At 33.0% G+C, this 20,609-nt stretch carries 17 protein-coding genes, 3 pseudogenes and 1 CRISPR repeat array (1 of these 21 cut by a window edge); of the genes and pseudogenes, 19 read left to right on the top strand and 1 reads right to left on the bottom strand.

Annotation, left to right across the window (positions count from 1 at the left end; genetic code table 11):
• Positions 1 to 35 precede the first annotated feature (35 nt).
• The 3 genes and pseudogenes from OEI98_RS14480 to rlmH all read left to right on the top strand — a co-directional run bounded on the left by OEI98_RS14480 (position 36) and on the right by rlmH (position 1,801).
• Entirely contained in the window at positions 36 to 1,139 is a 1,104-nt protein-coding gene (locus OEI98_RS14480; RefSeq protein WP_004399620.1) for a S1C family serine protease, read from the top strand.
• A 10-nt stretch (positions 1,140 to 1,149) separates the two neighbouring features.
• Complete coding sequence (locus OEI98_RS14475; protein WP_003870754.1) at positions 1,150 to 1,317, top strand: CxxH/CxxC protein; 168 nt, start codon at positions 1,150 to 1,152, stop codon at positions 1,315 to 1,317.
• A gap of 17 nt (positions 1,318 to 1,334) precedes the next feature.
• Positions 1,335 to 1,801: pseudogene (gene rlmH / locus OEI98_RS14470) on the top strand (23S rRNA (pseudouridine(1915)-N(3))-methyltransferase RlmH).
• Here the strand turns inward: rlmH and OEI98_RS14465 are convergent.
• Positions 1,792 to 2,193, bottom strand: a complete 402-nt coding sequence (locus tag OEI98_RS14465; protein ID WP_003870756.1) for a 23S rRNA (pseudouridine(1915)-N(3))-methyltransferase RlmH — start codon at positions 2,191 to 2,193, stop codon at positions 1,792 to 1,794. The pseudogene rlmH and the gene OEI98_RS14465 overlap by 10 nt on opposite strands.
• Before the next feature lie 128 nt (positions 2,194 to 2,321).
• Between OEI98_RS14465 and tyrS the strand changes: the two genes are divergently transcribed.
• The 16 genes and pseudogenes from tyrS (at position 2,322) to cas3 (ending at position 19,136) form a co-directional block, all read left to right on the top strand.
• On the top strand, positions 2,322 to 3,542 hold the full coding sequence (gene tyrS / locus OEI98_RS14460) for a tyrosine--tRNA ligase (RefSeq protein ID WP_266038681.1): 1,221 nt from the start codon (positions 2,322 to 2,324) through the stop codon (positions 3,540 to 3,542).
• A 14-nt stretch (positions 3,543 to 3,556) separates the two neighbouring features.
• Positions 3,557 to 3,985, top strand: coding sequence for a coiled-coil domain-containing protein (locus tag OEI98_RS14455; RefSeq protein WP_003870758.1), 429 nt, complete (start codon positions 3,557 to 3,559; stop codon positions 3,983 to 3,985).
• Positions 3,986 to 4,047: 62 nt separating this feature from the next.
• A pseudogene (locus OEI98_RS14450) lies at positions 4,048 to 4,865 on the top strand (nucleoside phosphorylase).
• Positions 4,837 to 5,835, top strand: a complete 999-nt coding sequence (locus tag OEI98_RS14445) for an SPL family radical SAM protein (protein WP_003870760.1) — start codon at positions 4,837 to 4,839, stop codon at positions 5,833 to 5,835. Before OEI98_RS14450 ends, OEI98_RS14445 begins: the two are co-directional and overlap by 29 nt.
• Before the next feature lie 585 nt (positions 5,836 to 6,420).
• On the top strand, positions 6,421 to 7,005 hold the full coding sequence (locus OEI98_RS14440) for a glutaredoxin domain-containing protein (protein WP_003870761.1): 585 nt from the start codon (positions 6,421 to 6,423) through the stop codon (positions 7,003 to 7,005).
• A gap of 91 nt (positions 7,006 to 7,096) precedes the next feature.
• The gene (locus tag OEI98_RS14435) at positions 7,097 to 7,381 is read left to right on the top strand and encodes a co-chaperone GroES (RefSeq protein ID WP_003868733.1); all 285 of its coding nucleotides are present in this window, start codon (positions 7,097 to 7,099) and stop codon (positions 7,379 to 7,381) included.
• Between the two features lie 187 nt (positions 7,382 to 7,568).
• A complete protein-coding gene (gene sufC / locus OEI98_RS14430; protein WP_003871434.1) occupies positions 7,569 to 8,315 on the top strand; it encodes a Fe-S cluster assembly ATPase SufC in 747 nt (248 codons plus the stop codon).
• Between the two features lie 19 nt (positions 8,316 to 8,334).
• Complete coding sequence (gene sufB, locus OEI98_RS14425) at positions 8,335 to 9,738, top strand: Fe-S cluster assembly protein SufB (protein WP_003871433.1); 1,404 nt, start codon at positions 8,335 to 8,337, stop codon at positions 9,736 to 9,738.
• 10 nt (positions 9,739 to 9,748) lie between these two features.
• Positions 9,749 to 10,798 (top strand): Fe-S cluster assembly protein SufD, encoded by a 1,050-nt coding sequence (sufD, locus tag OEI98_RS14420; RefSeq protein WP_004399629.1) that lies wholly within the window; start codon positions 9,749 to 9,751, stop codon positions 10,796 to 10,798.
• On the top strand, positions 10,795 to 12,024 hold the full coding sequence (locus OEI98_RS14415; protein ID WP_003871431.1) for a cysteine desulfurase: 1,230 nt from the start codon (positions 10,795 to 10,797) through the stop codon (positions 12,022 to 12,024). Before sufD ends, OEI98_RS14415 begins: the two co-directional genes overlap by 4 nt.
• Positions 12,021 to 12,434: a Fe-S cluster assembly sulfur transfer protein SufU gene (sufU, locus tag OEI98_RS14410; protein WP_003871430.1), complete on the top strand. Its 414-nt coding sequence runs from the start codon at positions 12,021 to 12,023 to the stop codon at positions 12,432 to 12,434. Before OEI98_RS14415 ends, sufU begins: the two co-directional genes overlap by 4 nt.
• Positions 12,435 to 12,622: 188 nt before the next feature.
• A complete protein-coding gene (cas6, locus tag OEI98_RS14405; RefSeq protein ID WP_003871429.1) occupies positions 12,623 to 13,378 on the top strand; it encodes a CRISPR-associated endoribonuclease Cas6 in 756 nt (251 codons plus the stop codon).
• A 19-nt stretch (positions 13,379 to 13,397) separates the two neighbouring features.
• Positions 13,398 to 15,161: a TIGR02556 family CRISPR-associated protein gene (locus tag OEI98_RS14400; RefSeq protein ID WP_266038666.1), complete on the top strand. Its 1,764-nt coding sequence runs from the start codon at positions 13,398 to 13,400 to the stop codon at positions 15,159 to 15,161.
• On the top strand, positions 15,162 to 16,073 hold the full coding sequence (cas7b, locus tag OEI98_RS14395) for a type I-B CRISPR-associated protein Cas7/Csh2 (RefSeq protein ID WP_003871405.1): 912 nt from the start codon (positions 15,162 to 15,164) through the stop codon (positions 16,071 to 16,073).
• Between the two features lie 12 nt (positions 16,074 to 16,085).
• On the top strand, positions 16,086 to 16,799 hold the full coding sequence (cas5b, locus tag OEI98_RS14390) for a type I-B CRISPR-associated protein Cas5b (RefSeq protein WP_003871404.1): 714 nt from the start codon (positions 16,086 to 16,088) through the stop codon (positions 16,797 to 16,799).
• Positions 16,783 to 19,136, top strand: a pseudogene (gene cas3, locus OEI98_RS14385) (CRISPR-associated helicase Cas3'). The gene cas5b and the pseudogene cas3 overlap by 17 nt, the downstream one beginning before the upstream one ends.
• Before the next feature lie 181 nt (positions 19,137 to 19,317).
• A CRISPR array of direct repeats spans positions 19,318 to 20,609; the repeat unit is 30 nt; unit sequence GTTTTTAGCCTACCTATAAGGAATTGAAAC; it runs 1,744 nt beyond the window's last position.

Here is a 20,609-nt window from a genome sequence, read left to right as displayed (position 1 = left end):
GCATAATATCTCATCCTATTTAGTGAGGTGATATTATGCAGCGTCAATTGAAGAGTTTTTTTGCTGTTGCAATTATAGTTTCTTTGGTTATCTCTTTAGTATTTGTATATATTGCACCAAAATATTTATGGGGTAAGGTTATTCCTATACCTTATCCTCCTTCTTCAGGAATAAGAACAGAAGTAGTGATACCAACAAAAGAATCTCCTACAATAGCGGAAGTAGTGGCGAAAAAGGATACTCCTGCTGTTGTGGGAATTACTACTGTAGAATTTCAAAGAGAGTATTATTTTATAGAAAAGGCTGTAGAAGGCGTAGGTTCAGGTTTTATTGTTAATCCAAATGGCTATATTATAACAAACAATCATGTAGCTAATGAAAAATCCAAAAATATAAAGGTATATTTAAGCAATGGCAGTATACTTCCGGGTAAAGTTTTATGGACTGACCCTGTTTTAGACCTTTCTATCTTAAAAATTGATGCAAAAGATTTACCAATTATACCTTTGGGAGATTCTGACAAGATATCGGTAGGGCAAACCGCAATAGCAATTGGAAATCCTTTAGGTCTTAGGTTTCAAAGGACGGTTACTTCTGGAATAATAAGCGCTTTAAATAGAAGCCTTCCCATTACTGAGGATGGAAAACCGCGAATCATGGAAGACTTGATACAGACAGATGCTTCTATAAATCCAGGGAATAGCGGAGGGCCTTTAGTGGATTCTCAAGGCTATGCAATTGGAATAAATACTGCGAAGGTAACAACTGCTGAAGGATTGGGCTTTGCTATACCTATAAACATTGTAAAGCCTATACTTAAGAAAGTGATAGAAACGGGTACATTTAAAGCACCTTATATTGGCATAGTTGCGTATGATAAAGAAATTGCCAGTTACATTTCCGCAGATGTTTATATATATGAAGGGATATATGTGGCAGATATTGACCCTAAAGGTCCTGCTTATAAAGCTGGCATTAGAAAAGGCTATATTATTTTGGAGATAGATGAAAGACCTGTAAATACTATGACAAGTTTAAAATGTATTATTTATGAAAAAAATCCAGGTGACAAAATAAAAGTTAAGTACCAAACCGTATCGGGAAAGACAGGATATACTACTATAACTCTCGGAGAATAGGAGAGATTTTATGTTTGTTGTGTGTGAAAAGCATTTAGAGGATGCCATTGAAGAATTTGTCGAAGTGTACGAACAACCACCGGATATTTACAAATTGGATGAAGTTTCTTTTACTGATTGGCTGGTACCTCATAAATGTGATTTTTGCGATGAGCCACCTAAATATCTTGTAGTTTAAAAATGAGGGACTTAATAATGAAGATATATATAATAGCTGTTGGAAAAATAAAGGAGAACTATATAAGCGATGGAATAGTTTTTTATTTAAAAAAATTGCGCCCTTATTGTGAAATAGAAATTAAAGAAGTAGAAGAAGAAAAAGCTCCTCAAAATTTAAGTGAAAAAGAAAAAAGGAGATTTTGCGTAAAGAAGGAGAAAGAGTTCTTTCTAAAATAAAAAAGAGAAGCTTTGTTGTTTCTCTTGCTATAGAAGGAAAAGAAATAGACTCATATAAATTTTCCCAATTTATAAAGGCGACTTTTCAATCTGGTTATAGAGAAATGACCTTTGTAATAGGTGGATCGTTGGGCTTGTGGGAAAATATAAAGAAACAGTCTCATTTAAATCTTTCTTTTTCTAAAATGACTTTTCCTCACCAGCTTATGAGACTTATACTTTTAGAGCAGATTTATTTAGCTTTTAGTGGAGAAAATCACTTGTGATAAGGTTCATTGTTTAAAATTTTATATGCCCTATATAACTGTTCAAAGAAAATAGTAGAAGTCAAACCTAAACTCATTTTCATGCTACTTATGCTTATGGTCTCATTACAATGAATTTCTTCATTTCCTATGATTATTAATATATCTGTTATTCCAGTAAGTTCAAACTCTTTTATTTTTTCTGCCAATTCCTCTGAAGATAAGGATTTACCTGCAGGTGATATTACTATTTTGTAATATTTATCCGTTTCTTGAAAAGGTAATTTTTGAGAATTTTTGTAGCTTGAAAAAGTGATATTGCAAAATCGGCTCAGCCTCTTTTGATATTCTTTTATTGCATCAGAATAAAACTTTTCTATTTTATTACCTGTAGCATAGACTTTGTAATTCATACAATCACTTCTCTTTTATTTGTTGATAGTAAATATTATAAAGTGATAAAATTATATTGTCAAAAATATTTGAAAATATGTTTTTCATTTGATACAATATACAAAAATAAGATGATGGAGGTATTATCGTGTCTGTACTTGATGTTTTGCAAGAAAGAGGATATATTCAGCAAATGACTCATGAAGAGGAAATACGAGAGCTTTTAGAAAAAGAAAAAATTACTTTTTACATAGGCTTTGATCCTACTGCTGATAGCTTACATGTGGGACATTTTCTTCAAATTATGGTGATGTCTCACATGCAAAAAGCAGGCCACAGGCCTATTGTGTTAATAGGCGGTGGCACAGCGATGGTAGGAGACCCAAGCGGCAGGACTGATATGAGAAAGATGTTGACTAAAGAAGAAATAGATAGAAATGCTGAAGCTTTTAAAAAGCAGATGCAAAGACTCATTGATTTTTCGAATGGCAAAGCCATCATGGCAAATAATGCTGACTGGCTTTTAAACTTAAACTATATTGAATTTTTAAGAGATATAGGGGTTCATTTTTCTGTAAATAGAATGCTTACAGCGGAATGCTTTAAGTCCCGATTAGAAAGAGGCCTTTCCTTTTTAGAGTTTAACTACATGCTGATGCAGGCTTATGATTTTCTTGAATTAAACAGAAGATACAATTGCGTAATGCAAATGGGCGGAGACGATCAATGGTCTAATATTATTGCTGGCATAGAGCTTATACGAAAAAAAGAAGGTAAACAGGCTTATGGTATGACATTTACTTTACTTACAACCAGTGAAGGGAAGAAAATGGGAAAAACACAAAAGGGAGCAGTGTGGCTTGACCCGAATAAGACTTCTCCTTATGAATTCTATCAATACTGGAGAAATATAGCTGATGCGGATGTGGAAAAGGCCCTGGCACTTCTCACTTTCTTGCCTATGGATGAAGTGAGAAGATTAGGGGCATTAAAAGATAAAGAGATAAACGAGGCGAAAAAAATATTGGCATATGAGGTCACGAAACTTATACACGGAGAGGAAGAGGCTATAAAAGCCCAAAAGGCGGCAGAGGCTTTATTTGAAAGTGGTGGAGATTTAGATAATGTGCCTTCTGTTACTGTCTCTTCTGATGTTTTAGGTAAAAAAATTTTAGATGTGCTTTTTGAAGCAAAGATAATACCTTCAAAGAGTGAGGGTAGAAGGCTCGTTCAACAAGGTGGACTGTATATAAACAATGAAAAAGTTGAAAGCATTGATGAATATATAAAAGATGATATGATAAAAGATAATAGCATTTTAATAAGAAAGGGCAAAAAAGAGTATTACAGGCTTGTCATTAAAGAATAAAGGGGGAGCTTTTTGTGTCAAGTGAAGAATTATTAAACCTTGTATTAGAAAGACTTAACAGTATTGACACAGGGCTTGAGAATTTAGAAAACCGCATTGACAGGTTAGAAGTTAAATTTACTGAGTTTGAAAAAAGGATAGACAAATTAGAACAAAGAATGGACAATTTTGAGCAAAGGATGTATAAGTTAGAGCAAAGAATGGATAACTTTGAACATAGGATGGACACTTTTGAACAGAGGTTAGATAGGCTCGAACAAAAAGTGGATAAAATTGAAAATATTGTTACAAGTACTTTTGAACAAGTGGCAAGAAACACTGAATCTCTTACGGAGATAAACTTTCAATTTAAGCGCATTGACAAGAAATTTGAAGCTTTAAATAACCATATATTAGAAAGAGAAGCAGATGTGAGGCTTTTATTAGAAAAAGTGGGGTTATAAAAATTTGTGTCAAGAGAGTTCTCTTGACACAAATTTTATATGTTCTTGAAAGAGGTGCTAAGATGGTCTTTATCGCAACCGCTTTATATATTGAGGCAAAACCTCTAATTGAATATTTTGGCTTAAAAAAGATGTAGAAAATCGATATTTTCAAGTTTTTAAAAATGAAGAAATAACGTTGGTAGTAACAGGAGTGGGCAAAATAAATAGCAGTATAGCTGTTTCTCATGCGGCAACTCGATATTTGTGGGATCCACAAAGCTTTATAATAAACCTTGGTGTATGTGGTTCGAAAGATATTGATGAAAAAATAGGGAACATATACCTTATTAACAAAATTGTAGACAATGAAACTCAGAAAAATTATATACCTGATATCTTGGTAAATCATCCTTTTGAAGAAAGCGATATAGAGACTTTTAACTATATAGTAAAAGATAAAGGTTTGATGACAGCAAGACTTTGTGATATGGAAACCAGCGGCTTTTATCAAGCAGCCTCTAAATTTTTTGAGACCCACAGAATTTATATTTTAAAAATTGTCTCTGATAGTACAGATTTCGAGGATGTGTCTAAAGATAAAATTTATGAGTTAATAAAAAACAAGTTAAAGGAAATAGATGAATTTATTAAAATATTGAAAAATAGTTTTAAGACTAGCGAAATATTTTCCTTTTATGAAAGAGAAATTATAAATTTTCTTTCACAAAAGCTAAAACTTACGGTAAGTCAAAAGCAAATTTTTTATAAAGCTTGCCTACATTATAAGGTTAGAAAAAGTGAAGGTATAGATTTTTTAGAAAACTTTTATGATGTACAGGTAAATAATAAAGAAGAAAGGAAGAAGGCTTTTGAAAAAATTCTCTCACATTTACGTTGAGAAGGAGGTACTTCCTAATCCTATAACGCAAAATATTTTAAAGAAATTTCCTAAAAGTAAAGTAGTGCTTATTGACAGATATAGTGAGGTTTTCAATAGACCTAATCAAAACTACCTTATACAAAAAGAAAGGCAAAATCTTATATTGGCCCAAAAAAGATATGATTTTATATATAAAGGTTCTAAGCTTTGTGAAGACTTTGGAAATATCAATTTTTACCATACATCAAATATATTCAATTGTATTTATGATTGTGATTATTGCTATTTACAGGGTATGTACCCTTCAGGACATCTTGTTATTTTTGTGAATATTGAGGACTATTTTAAAGAAATAGATAAACTTACACAGGACCAGAAGGTCTATTTAAGCATATCCTATGAGACGGATTTACTTGCTTTAGAATACCTTACAGGCTTTACTAAACAGTGGATTGAATATGCCAAAGGGAATAAAAACCTTGTAATAGAAATACGAACAAAAAGCGCCAATTTTTCTTCCGTAGAATTTATCGACATACCTTCTAATGTAATTTTCGCATGGACATTGTTGCCACAACCGGTCATCGATAAATATGAAAAACTAACACCTTCTCTCAGTAAAAGAATAGAAAGCATAAAAAGGGCCATATCAAAGGGTTTAAAAGTTAGAATTTCTATTGAACCAGTGATGTATATAGAAGGATTTGAAAAAATATATAAAAATTTTGTGGAATATGTTTTTTCAAAAATACCTAAAGAAGGTATACAAGATGTCAATATTGGAGCTTTTAGAATGGTAAAGGAGCAAGCTAAAAAAATAGAAAAATTAAAAGAATATTCTCCAATATTTTGCTATGATACGGTTTTGAAAGATGGAATATTTACCTATAAAGAGGCAGAATATTTTGAGGAATTTGTTTATAGAGAAGTAATAAAATATATTGAAAAGGAAAAAGTGTATGTATTAAACAAACTCCCCTCTAACTAAGGGGGTCAGACTGTAGACAAACTTTCGTAAAGGAAATATTTTGCATAAGGAGCGACTTGTTACAAAGCGGCCCGGCACTCAAGTAAGTATGCTTGTCTTTTCTATTTTTGCTTTATAAACTTTCTTACTTGAGTGCCGGGAAACTTAGCAAGACCGAGGGTGGAGGCAGGGCCGAAGCCAAGGAGGGCGGAGGCGGGCACCTTAAGGCATGGATGCCACCTGACGTAGGTACCCTGCCGGAGCCCGAAGGTCGAGCTTTAGTTTTGTCGCTTTGGAACATCGGAGCGACGATGCAAAATATCTCCTTTGAATATTTTTTAACTTTGTCAACAAACTGACTCCCCTCTAACTAAGGGGAGTTTTTATCTGTCATTCTAAGAGCAGAGAGGCTCTTACTTAATTCAATAAGGAGGATTGTTAAAAATATCTTGATTTTTAAAATAGTTTTCCTTATAATATAAATTGCGACCCAATACTTATGGGGGGTAGCCGTAGTTTATAACGGTTTGTAATAAAAAGGAATTGCAATTTTGCTTATATAAATTTTTGATTTTGGATAACATAAATATTTAAAGAGGTGATTTGATGTTAGAGTTTATAAAGGATACTCAGCACTTTGAAGAAGTAAAAAATAAAGAAGAATTTTTTATGCTAATGTTTTATTCTAATTCTTCACAAAAGAGTCTTGAAGCTTTAGAGGTCATGAAGAAATTCAGTGAAGACAATCCTAAAGTGCCCGTTTATGTAGTAAATGCTTCTGAGATAAGAGATATTCATCCACAATATGGAATCAAAGTAGTGCCTTCAGTGATACTTTTCAAGGATAAAGAGCCCTGGCAGTTTGTATTTGGACTTCAAAGCAAAGAATATTATGAAAAACTTTTAGTTGTCGCTCCTTCAAAAGCTTCTGATGGGAAAGGTCAAAAGGCCCACAGAGTGACTGTTTACACCACTCCCTCTTGCCCCTGGTGCAATGCTACAAAGGCATATTTAAGACAACACAATATACCTTTTAGAGAAATAGACGTGAGCAAAAATCCAAGTGCGGCAGCAGAATTAGTAAGGCGGAGCGGCCAAAGAGGTGTGCCTCAGACGGATATTGATGGCACAATTGTAGTAGGGTTTGATAAAGCTAAGCTTAATAGATTGCTGGGAATTACTGAACAATAAGTTTTTGTTCTTGTACCTTTTCTTATAAGTGAGGTATAATAAATAATGTAATAATAGCGGTAAAAAATAATAAAAGAAAGGAGAAGGAGTTATGACAAAAATACAACCTATAAATGGCCATGCACTTATTAAATTGGAAAAAGAGCCTGAAGAGAAAAAGATAGGCGGAGTAATAATTCCCAAGACTGCTGAAGAAAAATTAAATCAGGGAGTAATTGAAGCTCTTGCAGCAGGTGCCTCCGATGAGCTTGCTGTAGGGGATAGGGTTATATATAAAGAGTTTTCAGGTACCAAGATAAAACACGAGGGAGAGGAATATCTCATAATTCCAGTAGATGACATACTGGCTAAGTTTGTGGAAGTTGACGAAATATAAGAAGTCGGGGAAATTGAAGTCCCGACTTCTTATATTTTTATAGATAATTATTGACATATGTTTATTAAATGAAAATAATTATCAATTTTGTGTCTTTTTCTATTGATTTGGTTGTTTAGGTGGTGTATAATAGTATTGCTTGAGTATTCCTATTAAAATAGTCGGAATTAAAAAGGAGTTGTAAAAGATGAGAGAAACATTGTTAGAAATAAAGGATTTGCATGTAGAAGTTGAGGACAAATATATCCTTAAAGGGCTTAATTTAACAATAAAAAAAGGAGAAATACATGCAATTATGGGACCCAATGGTGGTGGTAAAAGCACATTGTGCAATTCCATCATGGGGAATCCTAAATATAAAGTGACTTCAGGACAGATTTTATTTGAAGGAGAAGATATAACAAATCTAAAAGTCAATGAAAGGGCAAAAAAGGGCATCTTTTTGTCTTTTCAGTACCCTGAAGAAATACCCGGAATAACAGTGGATAATTTTATAAGGACCTCTGTTAATATTGTGACAGGCCAAAATGTGTCGATGCTTCAATTTGCAAAAGACATGAAAAACACATTAGAGCTTTTAGACATGAAATCCGAGTACAGAAGTAGGTATTTAAATGTAGGTTTTTCTGGAGGGGAAAAGAAAAAAACTGAGATACTCCAGATGGCTTTTCTAAAGCCTAAACTTGTAATGCTTGACGAAATTGACTCTGGTCTTGATATAGATGCCTTAAAAGTTGTCGCGGAAGCGGTCAAAAAGCTAAAGACTGAAGAGATGTCTATCTTAATAGTCACCCACTACAACAGGATATTGGATTACCTTGAGCCAGATGTAATATCTGTTTTAATGGATGGAAAGATTGTAAAAAGTGGTGACAGGGACCTTGCAAAGATTCTTGAAGAAAAGGGTTATGACTTTGTGAGAAATGGCGTGTAACCCATAGGAGGCGAAAATAATGAAAAAACCAGATATAAAGGAAATAGATTTTAGCATATACGACGTCAAAGACAACGTAAAGTATGAGTATCAGACAGGTAAAGGACTTTCTAAAGAAGTTGTTTTAGAAATATCTGAGCAAAAGAATGAACCTTCCTGGATGAGGGATTTTCGATTAAAAGCCTTGGAGATATATCAAAAAATGCCTATGCCCACATGGGGTGTTGATTTAAGTCAACTTGACATAGATTCTATTATTGCCTATATACGCCCAAGTGCAAAAATGCAAAGGTCGTGGGATGAAGTTCCAGAAGAGATAAGGCGTACTTTTGAAAGGTTGGGGATTCCTGAGGCGGAAAGAAAAGCATTGGCGGGAGTAGGTGCTCAATACGACTCTGAAGTTGTATATCACAATATTAAAGAAAGCCTTACTCAACAGGGTGTCATATTTGAGGACATGGACACTGCAATAAAAAAATATCCTGACATAATAAAAGAGTACTTTATGACAAAAAACGTGACGCCTTATGATCACAAATTTGCAGCCCTTCACGCTGCAATATGGAGCGGAGGCACATTTGTTTATGTTCCAGAAGGGGTCAAAGTGGAGGTTCCACTTCAGGCTTATTTTAGAATGAATGCACCAGGAAGCGGACAGTTTGAGCACACTCTCATAATTGCTGACAAAGGCAGTGAAGTACATTTTATAGAAGGCTGTTCTGCACCACAGTATTCTGTTTCAAACTTACATGCAGGTTGCGTAGAACTTTTTGTAAATGAAGGGGCTCGCATAATTTATTCTACTATAGAAAACTGGAGTAAAAATACCTATAATCTAAATACAAAAAGGGCAATTGTTGAGAAAGATGGCATTATAGAGTGGATATCCGGCTCTTTTGGAAGCCACAAGACAATGCTTTATCCTGCTTCTATATTAAAAGGAGAAGGAGCAAAGGCGGAATACACCGGTGTGACTTTTGCTGCAAAAGGGCAGCATTTAGATACAGGTTCAAAAATGATACACTTAGCTCCTCATACTTCTTCAAAGGTTTTAGCAAAGAGTATATCAAAAGATGGTGGAATATCAAGCTATAGAGGACTTCTCAAAATAGGACCTAATGCGGAAGGTGCAAAGGCTTCTGTCCAGTGTGAAGGCTTGATGTTGGACGATATTTCAAGGTCTGACACAATGCCAGTAATAGAAATAGAAAATGACAATGTGGACATTGGTCATGAGGCGAAAGTGGGAAGAATAAGCGATGAACAGATATTTTACCTCATGTCCAGAGGTTTAAGCGAAGACGATGCAAGGGCTATGATTGTAAGAGGTTTTGTTGAGCCTATAGCTAAAGCTTTGCCATTGGAATATGCAGTGGAGATGAATAGGCTCATTAAACTTGAGCTGGAAGGCGCAATAGGATAGGAGTGAAAATATGTGGAAGAGAGTTAGTATGGAGGAAATACAACAGCCTTCTTATAAAGAATACACTTCAGCAGTAATAAAAGATTTGTCTCATGATACAGTAAAAATAAAAGAGACAAAGAAATTAGCTGGATTGCCGACAGAGATATTGGCTTTAAGGGATAAAGCTTTTGGTATAGAAGGCAAATTTATAAATATGGTAAAAGATTTTTACAATGCAGGTTTTCACATTGAGATTTCTCAAAACAGTAATGTTGAAAAACCTATAGTGATTGATTATATAACAAATGAACAAAATGACACATTGATTGATTATAACATAATTGAAGCGGAAGCTAATTCGCAAGTTACAATCGTTTTTGACTATAATTCAGGTACAAAAGGCTTTCACAATGGCATAACGCAGGTGATTGCAAAAGAAGGTTCTACTGTAAATATAGTAAAAATACAAAGATTGGGAGACGAATTCAACGACTTTGACAATAACCTTGTAATTGTAGGGAAAAATGCTATGGTCAACTGGTCAAATGTTGTGATAGGCTCGAAAGTAAGCGCTTTTGATGTGGCGGTATATCTTGATGAGGTAGGAGGTACCTTTACTTCCAAATCCATTTTTTTAGGTGTGGATAGTCAAAAATATGACATGGCTTATAAAGTATACCACCAAGCTCCTAAAACTACCAGCAGTGTGGACTTAAAAGGAGCCTTAAAAGGAAGTGCAAAGGCTACCTTTATAGGAAATATTGACATTAAAAAAGGTGCAAAAAAGGCAAAAGCTGAAGAAAATGAAACAGTACTTTTATTAGACAAAACTGTAAAATCCGTTGCAATTCCTGCTCTTTACTGCGGAGAAGATGATGTACAGGCAAACCACTCAGCCAGTGCAGGGCAAATAGATGAAGACAAACTCTATTATGTGATGAGCAGAGGCTTTAGTTTAGAAGAGGCAAGGCTTTTAATGGTTCAAGCCATATTAAATCCTGTTATAGACTTGATTCCTTATGACCCTGTAAGAGAAATCATCATAAAGGGTCATATAGGAAGGAGGATTATAAAGTGAAAAATATCGATATTGAAAGAATAAAAAAAGACTTTCCTATATTGAGTGTTAAGCCCCATGGAAAAAGGCTTGTATATCTTGACAATGCCGCTACAACACAAAAGCCAATTGAAGTAATAAAGGCTATGGATAAATATTATGAAGAGCTAAATGCCAATGTGTACAGAAGCCCCCATTATTTAAGTGTACTTTCAACACAAGCCTATGAAGAGGCAAGAGAAAGGGTAAAAAAATTTATAAACGCCAAAAAAGAAGAGTCTATAGTTTTCACAAGAAATACAACAGAGTCTATAAACTTTATAGCCTACACTTGGGGTATGAAGCATATAAACGAAGGAGACGAAATACTACTTACCATAGCTGAACACCACAGTAATATACTCCCATGGCAGATGGTAGCAGAAGCTAAAGGGGCAAAGCTTAAATATGTCTATCTTGATGAAAATTTTAGGCTTTCTATGAAAGACTTTAAAGAAAAAATGTCTGAAAAAGTAAAATTAGTTGCTGTGCAACACATGTCGAATGTTTTGGGAATAATAAATCCTGTGGAGGAGATTACACATATTGCCCACAAATACGGGGCAAAAGTATTAATAGATGGAGCACAAAGTGTACCTCATATGCCTGTTGATGTACAAAAGATAGATTGTGACTTTTTTGCCTTCTCTGGTCACAAGATGTTAGGACCTATGGGGATTGGGGTTTTATATATAAAAGAAGATTTACTTAAAGAGGTACCGCCATTTTTAAGAGGAGGAGAAATGATAGACGAGGTTTACGAGGACTATTCCACATTTGCACCTTCCCCTCTTAAATTTGAAGCAGGTACTCCTAATATAGAGGGAGCGTATGTGCTTATTTCTGCCATAGATTATATAGAAAAAATTGGGCTTACCAATATATATAAACACGAAGGCGAGCTTTTGGAGTATGGTCTTCAAAAAATGAAAGAATTAGACTTTGTAAAATTGTATGGCCCCAAAGACGCGAAGGAAAGAGGAGGAATAATTTCCTTCAATGTAGAAGGAGTTCATCCTCACGATGTTGCTACAATTCTCGATGAAGAAGGAGTTGCTGTAAGAAGTGGGCATCACTGTTGCCAGCCCTTAATGAGATACTTAGGCGTTCCTGCAACTGTAAGAGCAAGCTTTTATCTCTACAACGATTTTGAGGATATTGATGCCCTTGTGGAAGGACTAAAAAAAGTCAGGAAGTGGTTTAAATGAGCGATTTAAATCAGCTTTATTCTGAAGTTATAATGGAACACTATGAAAACTCCCCTCATAGGAGAGAGCTTAAAGATGCTACTCACAAAGAAAGGGGGCACAATCCTCTTTGCGGTGACGACATTACCCTTTATCTAAAAATGAATGGTGACATTATAGAAGACGCATCTTTTACAGGTCATGGATGTGCTATAAGCCAAGCTTCAACCTCTATGATGATAGACCTTATAAAAGGGAAAGACAAAAAAGAGGCCTTAAGGCTTGTTCAAGAATTTATAGACATGATACACAAAAAAGACGTAAATTTAGATGAATTAGGGGATGCACAGGTATTGCAGGGAGTATCTGACTTTCCTGCCCGTGTAAAATGTGCTTTACTGGCTTGGAAGACACTTCAGGAAATTTTGTAAAGAGAGAAAAGCTCAAAATGGGCTTTTCTTTTTTGTTTTATGGTTTACTATTTATTAAATAAATTTAGACAAAATCATTAAAAATTTTTTAAAAGTTAAGAAGGAAAAATGGGAATTAATGTAGAATTATATACACGTAAAACCAATATATCCATATCTTCACTGGAATAAATTTATGAGGTGTTATTATGAGAATTACTTTGGAATTTGTGGGAGAAAAAAATTTAGTATTGCCAATTCATTATAATTATATAGTTCAAGGCTTTTTGTATGACCTCATGGGGGACAGTGAGTTTGCAGCTTTTTTACATGATGAAGGATTTCAATATGAAAAAAGAAAATTTAAATTATTTACTTTTTCAAGAATTGAAGGGGAGTTCAAGATTTTAACAGATTCCAAAGGGCAGAAAAAAATAAGCATAAAACCTCCTTTTAAATTTACTGTTGCCTCTCCTTTAGATGAATTTATATTTGATATTTCAAAAAATGCGTTAAAAAAGGAGTATTGCCATTTTAATGGTCAAAAATTTATTTTGAATTCACTCAATATAGACAATCCTCCTGTTTTTAAAAATAAAGCAAGGATAAAATTTATTTCTCCAGTTGTGATGTATACTACTTTAAAGGATGGTGACATAAAGTATACTTATTATTATTCCCCTTGGGATGAAAAATTTTCTCCTCTTTTACTTAATAATCTGCTTAAAAAGTATGAATTAGTATACAAAATAAAAGCGAAAGATCCATATTTTAAGCTTTATCCCTTATCAGAAAAGGAAGATAGGAGATATTCAAAGATGATTAAATACAAAAATGTTTATGTGAAGGGATGGATGGGTATATACGACGTAGAAAGCAGTCCTGAATTATTAGAACTTGCTTACTATACAGGTTTGGGTGCAAAAAACTCCCAAGGATTTGGGTGTTTTGAGATAATTGGGTGAAAGAAAGGAGGGAGAGAGGATGATAACAGCAATAAAAGAGTTAGGGGAGATGGTGTTAAAATCTCAAAACAAAACTTTGCTGGACGTACTTATAGAAAATCCAAATCAGGATGGTAGATACTCTAAAATAATTGCTATAAATTTCATTGTAAAAGAAGATGAGATTGAATATGAAGGAATTAGACTTGAAGAGTATGACGATTCAAAAATAAGTAGATACATTTTTACAGATACAGGTGGTAATGCTCCTGGATATACCCCTGCTGCAAAAATAACAGAAGTGCCAAAAACATTTAATGGCAAAATAAAAAATTGGTTTAATAAGGTGCTAAAAGACAAGTCAATAAAAATCGATGAAAAAGATAGAGCTTTTCTTGAAAGAATAAAAGACATATTAGAAGAAAAAAGTGATGAAATTATCAAAGAAGCAGAGAAAATTCGAGGAGATTTTCCCAAAAAAGAAGGATTATCTCTTATACTCAAATTTAATGTAGATGGAGAGTACAAATATATTGGTGATTTTAATGTATTTAGAGATTTAATGTTACAATTAGACAGTCAAAAGTATCAGGAAATTTATGCAGAAGATAAAGTATGTTCAATTTGCGGACAAAAGAAAGATATTGTTTTTGGTACAGTTGATACATATAAATTTTATACAATTGACAAACCAGGATATATTGCAGGCGGCTTTAATGAAAAAGAATCATGGAAGAACTATCCTGTATGTGCAGAATGTAGACTTGCTTTAGAAGAAGGAAAGAGATACCTTGAAAATGAGCTTACTTTCAGATTTTATGGTTTGGAGTATCAGTTAATACCTAATTTCATTATAGGAAAAGAATTTGTAAGAAAAGAAGTACGAGAAATATTTGAGAGTTCGGAAAGACTTTTGTCTCTTAAGAGAGAAGTAAAAAAGAGATTTATTGGAGATGAAGATGAGATATTAGATTACCTGGCTGATGCAGAAGATTCTATGACTGTCAATTTGTTGTTTTTAAGAAAATCAAATTCAGCAGAAAGGATATTGCTTTTAATAGAAGATGTGTTTCCTTCTCATTTGAGAGAAATTTTTAATGCGAAAGAACAAGTAGATGAAATTTTTGGAAATAGTTTTACTTTTAAAAATATAAGAAGCTTTATGTCTAAATCTGACTCAAATAAAAGGGATAATGATTTGGACGGTTATTTTCTCGATATAACTGATAGGATTTTTAGAGGAAGGGCAGTGGATTTGGGATTTTTATACAACCTTATAATGAAAAAAATAAGAGAAGAGTTTGTGAAGGATGGTTATTATAAAGCTGCAACTGCAGATGGGTTAATGACGATAGCTTTTCTTGAAAAAATGAAATTGATAAAAATGGAGGTTATCCCAATGGAGGAAAGAATATTTGATAGCTTTTTTGCCAAATATGGTCCTACTTTTGAAATGCCTTTAAAAAGAGGACTTGTTCTTTTAGGGGCTTTAACAGAACTTTTATTGAGAAAACAGTACTCAGATAGAGAAGCTAAGCCTTTCATGAAAAATTTAAAAGGATTAAAAATGGATGAAAAAGACATAAAAGGTCTTCTTCCTAAAGTGCAAAATAAACTTGAAGAATACGATTCTTTTGACAAAGGTAAAAGACTCTTAGCGAAAGAAGCTTCTGATTATCTTCTCTTAGCGGGAGATAATTGGAATATGTCTGTTGACGAAATAAATTTTTACTTTGCTTGTGGTATTAATTTAGCTGATGAATTGACAAGTATTATTTATAAAAAAGAAGGGGAGGAAAAATAAATGGAAAATGTTATTAAAAATCGTGCAGAGATTTTATTTCTCTATGATGTGAGCTTTGCAAATCCTAATGGCGACCCGGTGGATGAAAACAAGCCGCGTATAGATGAAGAAACGGGAATAAACATAGTGACAGATGTAAGACTTAAAAGGACGATAAGGGATTATCTTGCTTATTACAAAGGCAAAGAAGTGTTTATAATTGAAACAAGAAAAGAGGATGGAAAACTAAGGACAAAAGAAGATAGGATAGGGGATTTTGGTAAAGATGAAGATATAATTGCCAGGTGCATTGATGTAAGGCTATTTGGAGCAACAACTGCAGTAAAAGACAAAGTAATGACCCTCACTGGCCCAGTACAATTCAAATATGGCAAATCTCTTCATAAGGTAGATTTAATGTATATAAAAGGTACAACAGTTATGCCATCTGGAGAGGGTAGAGGGCAAGGAACATTTACAGAAAAATACATATTACCCTACTCATTAATTGCTTTTTATGGGATTGTTAATGAAAATGCTGCAATAAATCAGAATATACCTTTGACAGTTGAAGATGTTGATTTGATGTTAGAAGGAATGTGGAATGGTACCAAAAATTTAATGTCAGGTTCAAAAATGGGACATATGCCAAGATTATTAATAGAAGTGGTATACCAAGAGAACAACTATCAAATAGGTGAGCTTGAAAAACGCATAAAATTTGTGCATGAGATGGAAGACGAAGAAATAAGAGATATACAAGATGGCAAACTCGATATAACAGAACTTGTGGCAGTGCTAAAACAAAACCAAGAGAAAATAAAATTGATAAAATACATTTACGATTATAGAGTTACATTTACATGTAATGGAGAAGAATGTACATTAGAGAAAGCTTTGGAAGGATTAAACATTCAAAAACTCCAATATTAAGGGGATATAGAGATGAAGACTTTAGTTTTTGATGTGTTCGGGGACTATGGACATTTCAGAAAATACTATACTACTTCTTCCCCGCTTACTTTTTCCTTTCCACCACCCCCAACTGTCAAAGGCATGTTGGGGGCGATAGCGGGGATTGACAAAAAAGAATATCTCAAAGTTTTTTCAGAGGAAAACTGCAAAGTTGCTATCAGGATATTGAACCCTATTAAAAAAATCAGATTGGGACTGAATTTAATAAATACAAAAGGGAATTACTGGATACCTTATAAAGCTAAAAATCATGAGGCGAGAACGCAAGTGAAGACAGAATTTGTAAAAGATGCAGCGTATCGGATTTACTTTATGCATAAAGATAATGATTTATTTGAAGACATAGTGGAAAAAATAAAAAATCGCCGAAATGTGTATACTTTGTCTTTAGGGTTAAGTGAAATGATTGCTGATTATAAGTTTATAGGGGTATATGAAGCAGAAGAAATAGAAAATGCAGAAGTAGATATTTTATCAGTACTACCATTTCAATCTATTGTAGAGGACAAAATTTATTTTGAAAATGGCAAAAAATATTTTAAAGAAAAGATACCTGCAGGTATGAATGAAGATAGGGTTGTTTTAAGTTACGAAGATGTTTTATATGAAGTAAATGGACAAAGCATAAAGTGTCATGTAAAGAAATGTTGGGAGGTTAAGGGTGAACATGTCATCTTTTTCTGAATTATACTCCCATCCTGACAAATTTTTAGAAGACCATCTCATCAATACTTCTAAAATAATTAGAAGCTACTTTAACGAAAAAAGGTGGCGATAATAGATAAAGAGACTTTCTTAAAAACAGCTACTATAATTTCTTTATGCCACGACTTTGGAAAAGCGACAAATTATTTTCAAAAGTATTTGTTTACTGAAAACGAGAAAGAGAGAAATAAATTAAAAACAATGGAAGAAACGCACCATTCTTTATTATCTGCAGTTGTAGCCTTTTATTTGGTTAAAAATGAAATAAATGCTCAGGATAGAAAGGGGATATTGTTTCCTTTTATAGCTTTTTTAATTGTTAAAAATCACCATGGAGATTTAAAAAATGTTTTTAATGAAGTTATATTAGATGATAAAGAGTTAGAAGTACTTAAAAAACAGCTTAACAGTATAGATGATGAAAAATTACAAGTATTAAATGGAAAGCTTAGAAATGCTGGCTTAAATGAAAATTTGACTAAATCAGCGATAAATGATTATATTGATAGTATTAATTCTGAATTAAGAAAAATCAAAAGAGAATTAAGAAGACTTAAAGAGGAGCAAGATGTTTCTATATATTTATTATTAAACTTTTTGTTTTCTTTACTTGTTGATGCCGATAAAACTGAAGTTGTTGTTGGAATTGACAATATAAAACGGCCGGAAATAAAGTTTGAAGAGCAGCTTGTAAAAGAGTATAAAGCATCTTTTCCAGATAAAGAAAGTAAAATTAATTTATTGAGAGAGGAAGCCTATAAAGAAGTATTAGAGAAGGATATAGATATTAAACAAAAAATAATGTCTATCAATCTTCCTACAGGCCTTGGCAAAACGTTGACTACAATTGCTTTTGCGATGAAATTATGGGCCAAATTGTATAAAGAAACCGGTGTAAAATATAGAATTATTTATTCTTTGCCATTTTTAAGTATTATAGAACAAAATTCTAATGTGCTTGAAGATTTGTTAAGATATAATGGAATTCAACCAGATACAGAAATAATATTGAAACATCATCATTTGTCAGATATAAGATATACTAAAAATAATACTGAATTTGAAGATGAACAAGCCAAAATATTGATAGAAGGATGGAATTCAGAAATAATAATAACTACTTTTGTTCAATTTTTTCATACATTAGTGTCTGAAAAAAATAAAACTTTGAGGAAGTTCCACAGATTAGCGAATTCTATAATTATACTTGATGAAGTCCAATCAATACCATTTAAATATTGGCTTTTGACAAAAGAACTTTTAAAAGCGGTTGCAAATGAATTAAATTCATATATAATTTTTGTAACTGCTACTCAGCCGTTAATATTTAGAGAAGAGGAAATTTATCCATTAGTAGCCAAGACTAAATATTTTACTCAAATGGATAGGGTAGAAATTATTCCCAAATTGAGTCGAGATATTACCTTAGAAGAGCTAAGCGAAATGTTTGATTTAAATGATGGTAAAAGCTATCTTTTCATACTAAATACTATAAAATCTGCTCAACAATTTTATAATATATTAAGGGCTAAGATACCTAATGATGAAATAATTTACATGTCAACACATGTAGTACCTATGGAAAGGTTGGAAAGAATAGAAAAAATAAAAGAAGGTAAGATAAGGTTTGCTGTAACGACTCAATTAGTAGAAGCAGGGGTAGATATTGATTTTGATGTTGTTGTAAGAGATATAGCACCTCTTGATTCTATTAATCAATCAGCAGGAAGGTGCAACAGGAACTGGAGAGGAAAAGGAGAAGTCTATGTTGTATCATTGATAGATGAAAAAGGTCAAAAATATTCAAAATATGTTTATGATAAAATATTACTTGGCATAACGCGTGAAATACTAAGTAAATATGATACTATAAAAGAGCAAGAACTTTTGAAGATTATAGAGAAATATTATCAAGAAGTATCAGAGAGAATGTCCTCAAATGAAGGAAGAGAGCTATTAGATGCTATATACACATTGAGGTATGATAGCGAAGATGGAAATATGTGTATTTCCAAATTTGAATTAATTGAAGATGACTATTATAAAGTAGATGCATTTATTGAATTGAATGATGAAGCTAAAGAATTGTGGCATAAGTATGTTGAGCTTAAAGACATAAAAAATCTATTTGAAAGGAGAAATATTTTTAATCGATTTAAAGCTGACTTTTATAAATATGTAATATCAATACCTGCAACAGTGGAAAATATGCCTCCTGATATTTGGGGTTTTAAGTATGTAAATTATGATAGTTTAAATGATTATTATGACAAAGAAACAGGTTTTATAACAAAAGGAGTCACAAGTATATGGTAACAAATTTGTCGTCGATCCCAAATAAGGCAAAAACACCTGGGGATAGACGACATTTTTATTTTTCTGATTTTCATAAAGTAATTGATTTTATTGGACAATATGGTATAATAAAGTCAAGATACTTGACAGAAATTAAAAAATTGTAAGGTGTATAATGTGCTATTTATGCATGTTAGAATGAGTTTTTAGCCTACCTATAAGGAATTGAAACTAGTTAAGGTCATCAATATTTACTACATCTGTGCCTTGTTTTTAGCCTACCTATAAGGAATTGAAACCATGAAGGTATTTATCTTTGAATTTACATCTTCTACGTTTTTAGCCTACCTATAAGGAATTGAAACCCGCTTCTGCTTGTTTTGGTGTCAAACCGACGACAGGTTTTTAGCCTACCTATAAGGAATTGAAACCAAATACTGCCGGTATTGAAAGGAGGTTAAAAATGAGTTTTTAGCCTACCTATAAGGAATTGAAACTACAACTTTTGTTGCAATACCACGTAAGCAATCAATGTTTTTAGCCTACCTATAAGGAATTGAAACCTGAATTTGAAGGCATTTTTATTTTTGATATTTTTTGAGTTTTTAGCCTACCTATAAGGAATTGAAACCAGTTTCCAACAAAGAAGTAACTCCAGCCCGTGAAATGTTTTTAGCCTACCTATAAGGAATTGAAACAGTTCTGTTTCTACTACACCTTTCTCTACATTGCTTGTTTTTAGCCTACCTATAAGGAATTGAAACGAAGGCTTACATATCAGCCTTATTTGGATTTGTGCAGTTTTTAGCCTACCTATAAGGAATTGAAACAAGCTCTCTTTTTTGCCATTTTTAAAACTGTGTTATCGTTTTTAGCCTACCTATAAGGAATTGAAACAAGGAGGAAAACAAGATGATGGATTCTGTACAAGAGAGTTTTTAGCCTACCTATAAGGAATTGAAACAAACTTTGAAAAATACGAACAAGAAGGAATAGGCTTGGTTTTTAGCCTACCTATAAGGAATTGAAACAACGAAAAGATAGAAAACCACATAGAAATAGACCCTCCGTTTTTAGCCTACCTATAAGGAATTGAAACCTAACAGATACAAGCGTATAACGTGTTGTAATTCTTTGTGTTTTTAGCCTACCTATAAGGAATTGAAACCAAGAACTTTTACAAAAACTCATAAAAGTTAGCACTTAGTTTTTAGCCTACCTATAAGGAATTGAAACTTTTTAAAATCTATGTCCTGCCACGTCAAAGCAAGAGTTTTTAGCCTACCTATAAGGAATTGAAACATTTTTCCTTTTCCCTTGCTTCTGACTCAATTATAACGTTTTTAGCCTACCTATAAGGAATTGAAACTAATATAAAACAGAAAGAAAAAAATAAAAAGGAGGAGTTTTTAGCCTACCTATAAGGAATTGAAACTGGGTACTATCGTGAAGAGGAATCACTTGCTAGCCTAGTTTTTAGCCTACCTATAAGGA

The sequence above is a fragment of the Thermoanaerobacter sp. RKWS2 genome (genome assembly GCF_026240795.1).
Taxonomy (GTDB): domain Bacteria; phylum Bacillota; class Thermoanaerobacteria; order Thermoanaerobacterales; family Thermoanaerobacteraceae; genus Thermoanaerobacter; species Thermoanaerobacter ethanolicus.
The sequence above is the reverse complement of the archived record's forward strand: the minus strand, read 5'-3'. Positions and strand labels throughout refer to the sequence as shown.

Excerpts from the sequence above, each read along its gene's own strand:
- OEI98_RS14480 (WP_004399620.1), top strand. The coding sequence starts at position 36 with ATGCAGCGTCAATTGAAGAGTTTTTTTGCTGTTGCAATTATAGTTTCT.
- OEI98_RS14475 (WP_003870754.1), top strand. The coding sequence starts at position 1,150 with ATGTTTGTTGTGTGTGAAAAGCATTTAGAGGATGCCATTGAAGAATTT.
- OEI98_RS14465 (WP_003870756.1), bottom strand. The coding sequence starts at position 2,193 with ATGAATTACAAAGTCTATGCTACAGGTAATAAAATAGAAAAGTTTTAT.
- OEI98_RS14440 (WP_003870761.1), top strand. The coding sequence starts at position 6,421 with ATGTTAGAGTTTATAAAGGATACTCAGCACTTTGAAGAAGTAAAAAAT.
- OEI98_RS14435 (WP_003868733.1), top strand. The coding sequence starts at position 7,097 with ATGACAAAAATACAACCTATAAATGGCCATGCACTTATTAAATTGGAA.
- sufC (WP_003871434.1), top strand. The coding sequence starts at position 7,569 with ATGAGAGAAACATTGTTAGAAATAAAGGATTTGCATGTAGAAGTTGAG.
- sufB (WP_003871433.1), top strand. The coding sequence starts at position 8,335 with ATGAAAAAACCAGATATAAAGGAAATAGATTTTAGCATATACGACGTC.
- sufD (WP_004399629.1), top strand. The coding sequence starts at position 9,749 with ATGTGGAAGAGAGTTAGTATGGAGGAAATACAACAGCCTTCTTATAAA.
- sufU (WP_003871430.1), top strand. The coding sequence starts at position 12,021 with ATGAGCGATTTAAATCAGCTTTATTCTGAAGTTATAATGGAACACTAT.
- cas6 (WP_003871429.1), top strand. The coding sequence starts at position 12,623 with ATGAGAATTACTTTGGAATTTGTGGGAGAAAAAAATTTAGTATTGCCA.
- OEI98_RS14400 (WP_266038666.1), top strand. The coding sequence starts at position 13,398 with ATGATAACAGCAATAAAAGAGTTAGGGGAGATGGTGTTAAAATCTCAA.
- cas7b (WP_003871405.1), top strand. The coding sequence starts at position 15,162 with ATGGAAAATGTTATTAAAAATCGTGCAGAGATTTTATTTCTCTATGAT.
- cas5b (WP_003871404.1), top strand. The coding sequence starts at position 16,086 with ATGAAGACTTTAGTTTTTGATGTGTTCGGGGACTATGGACATTTCAGA.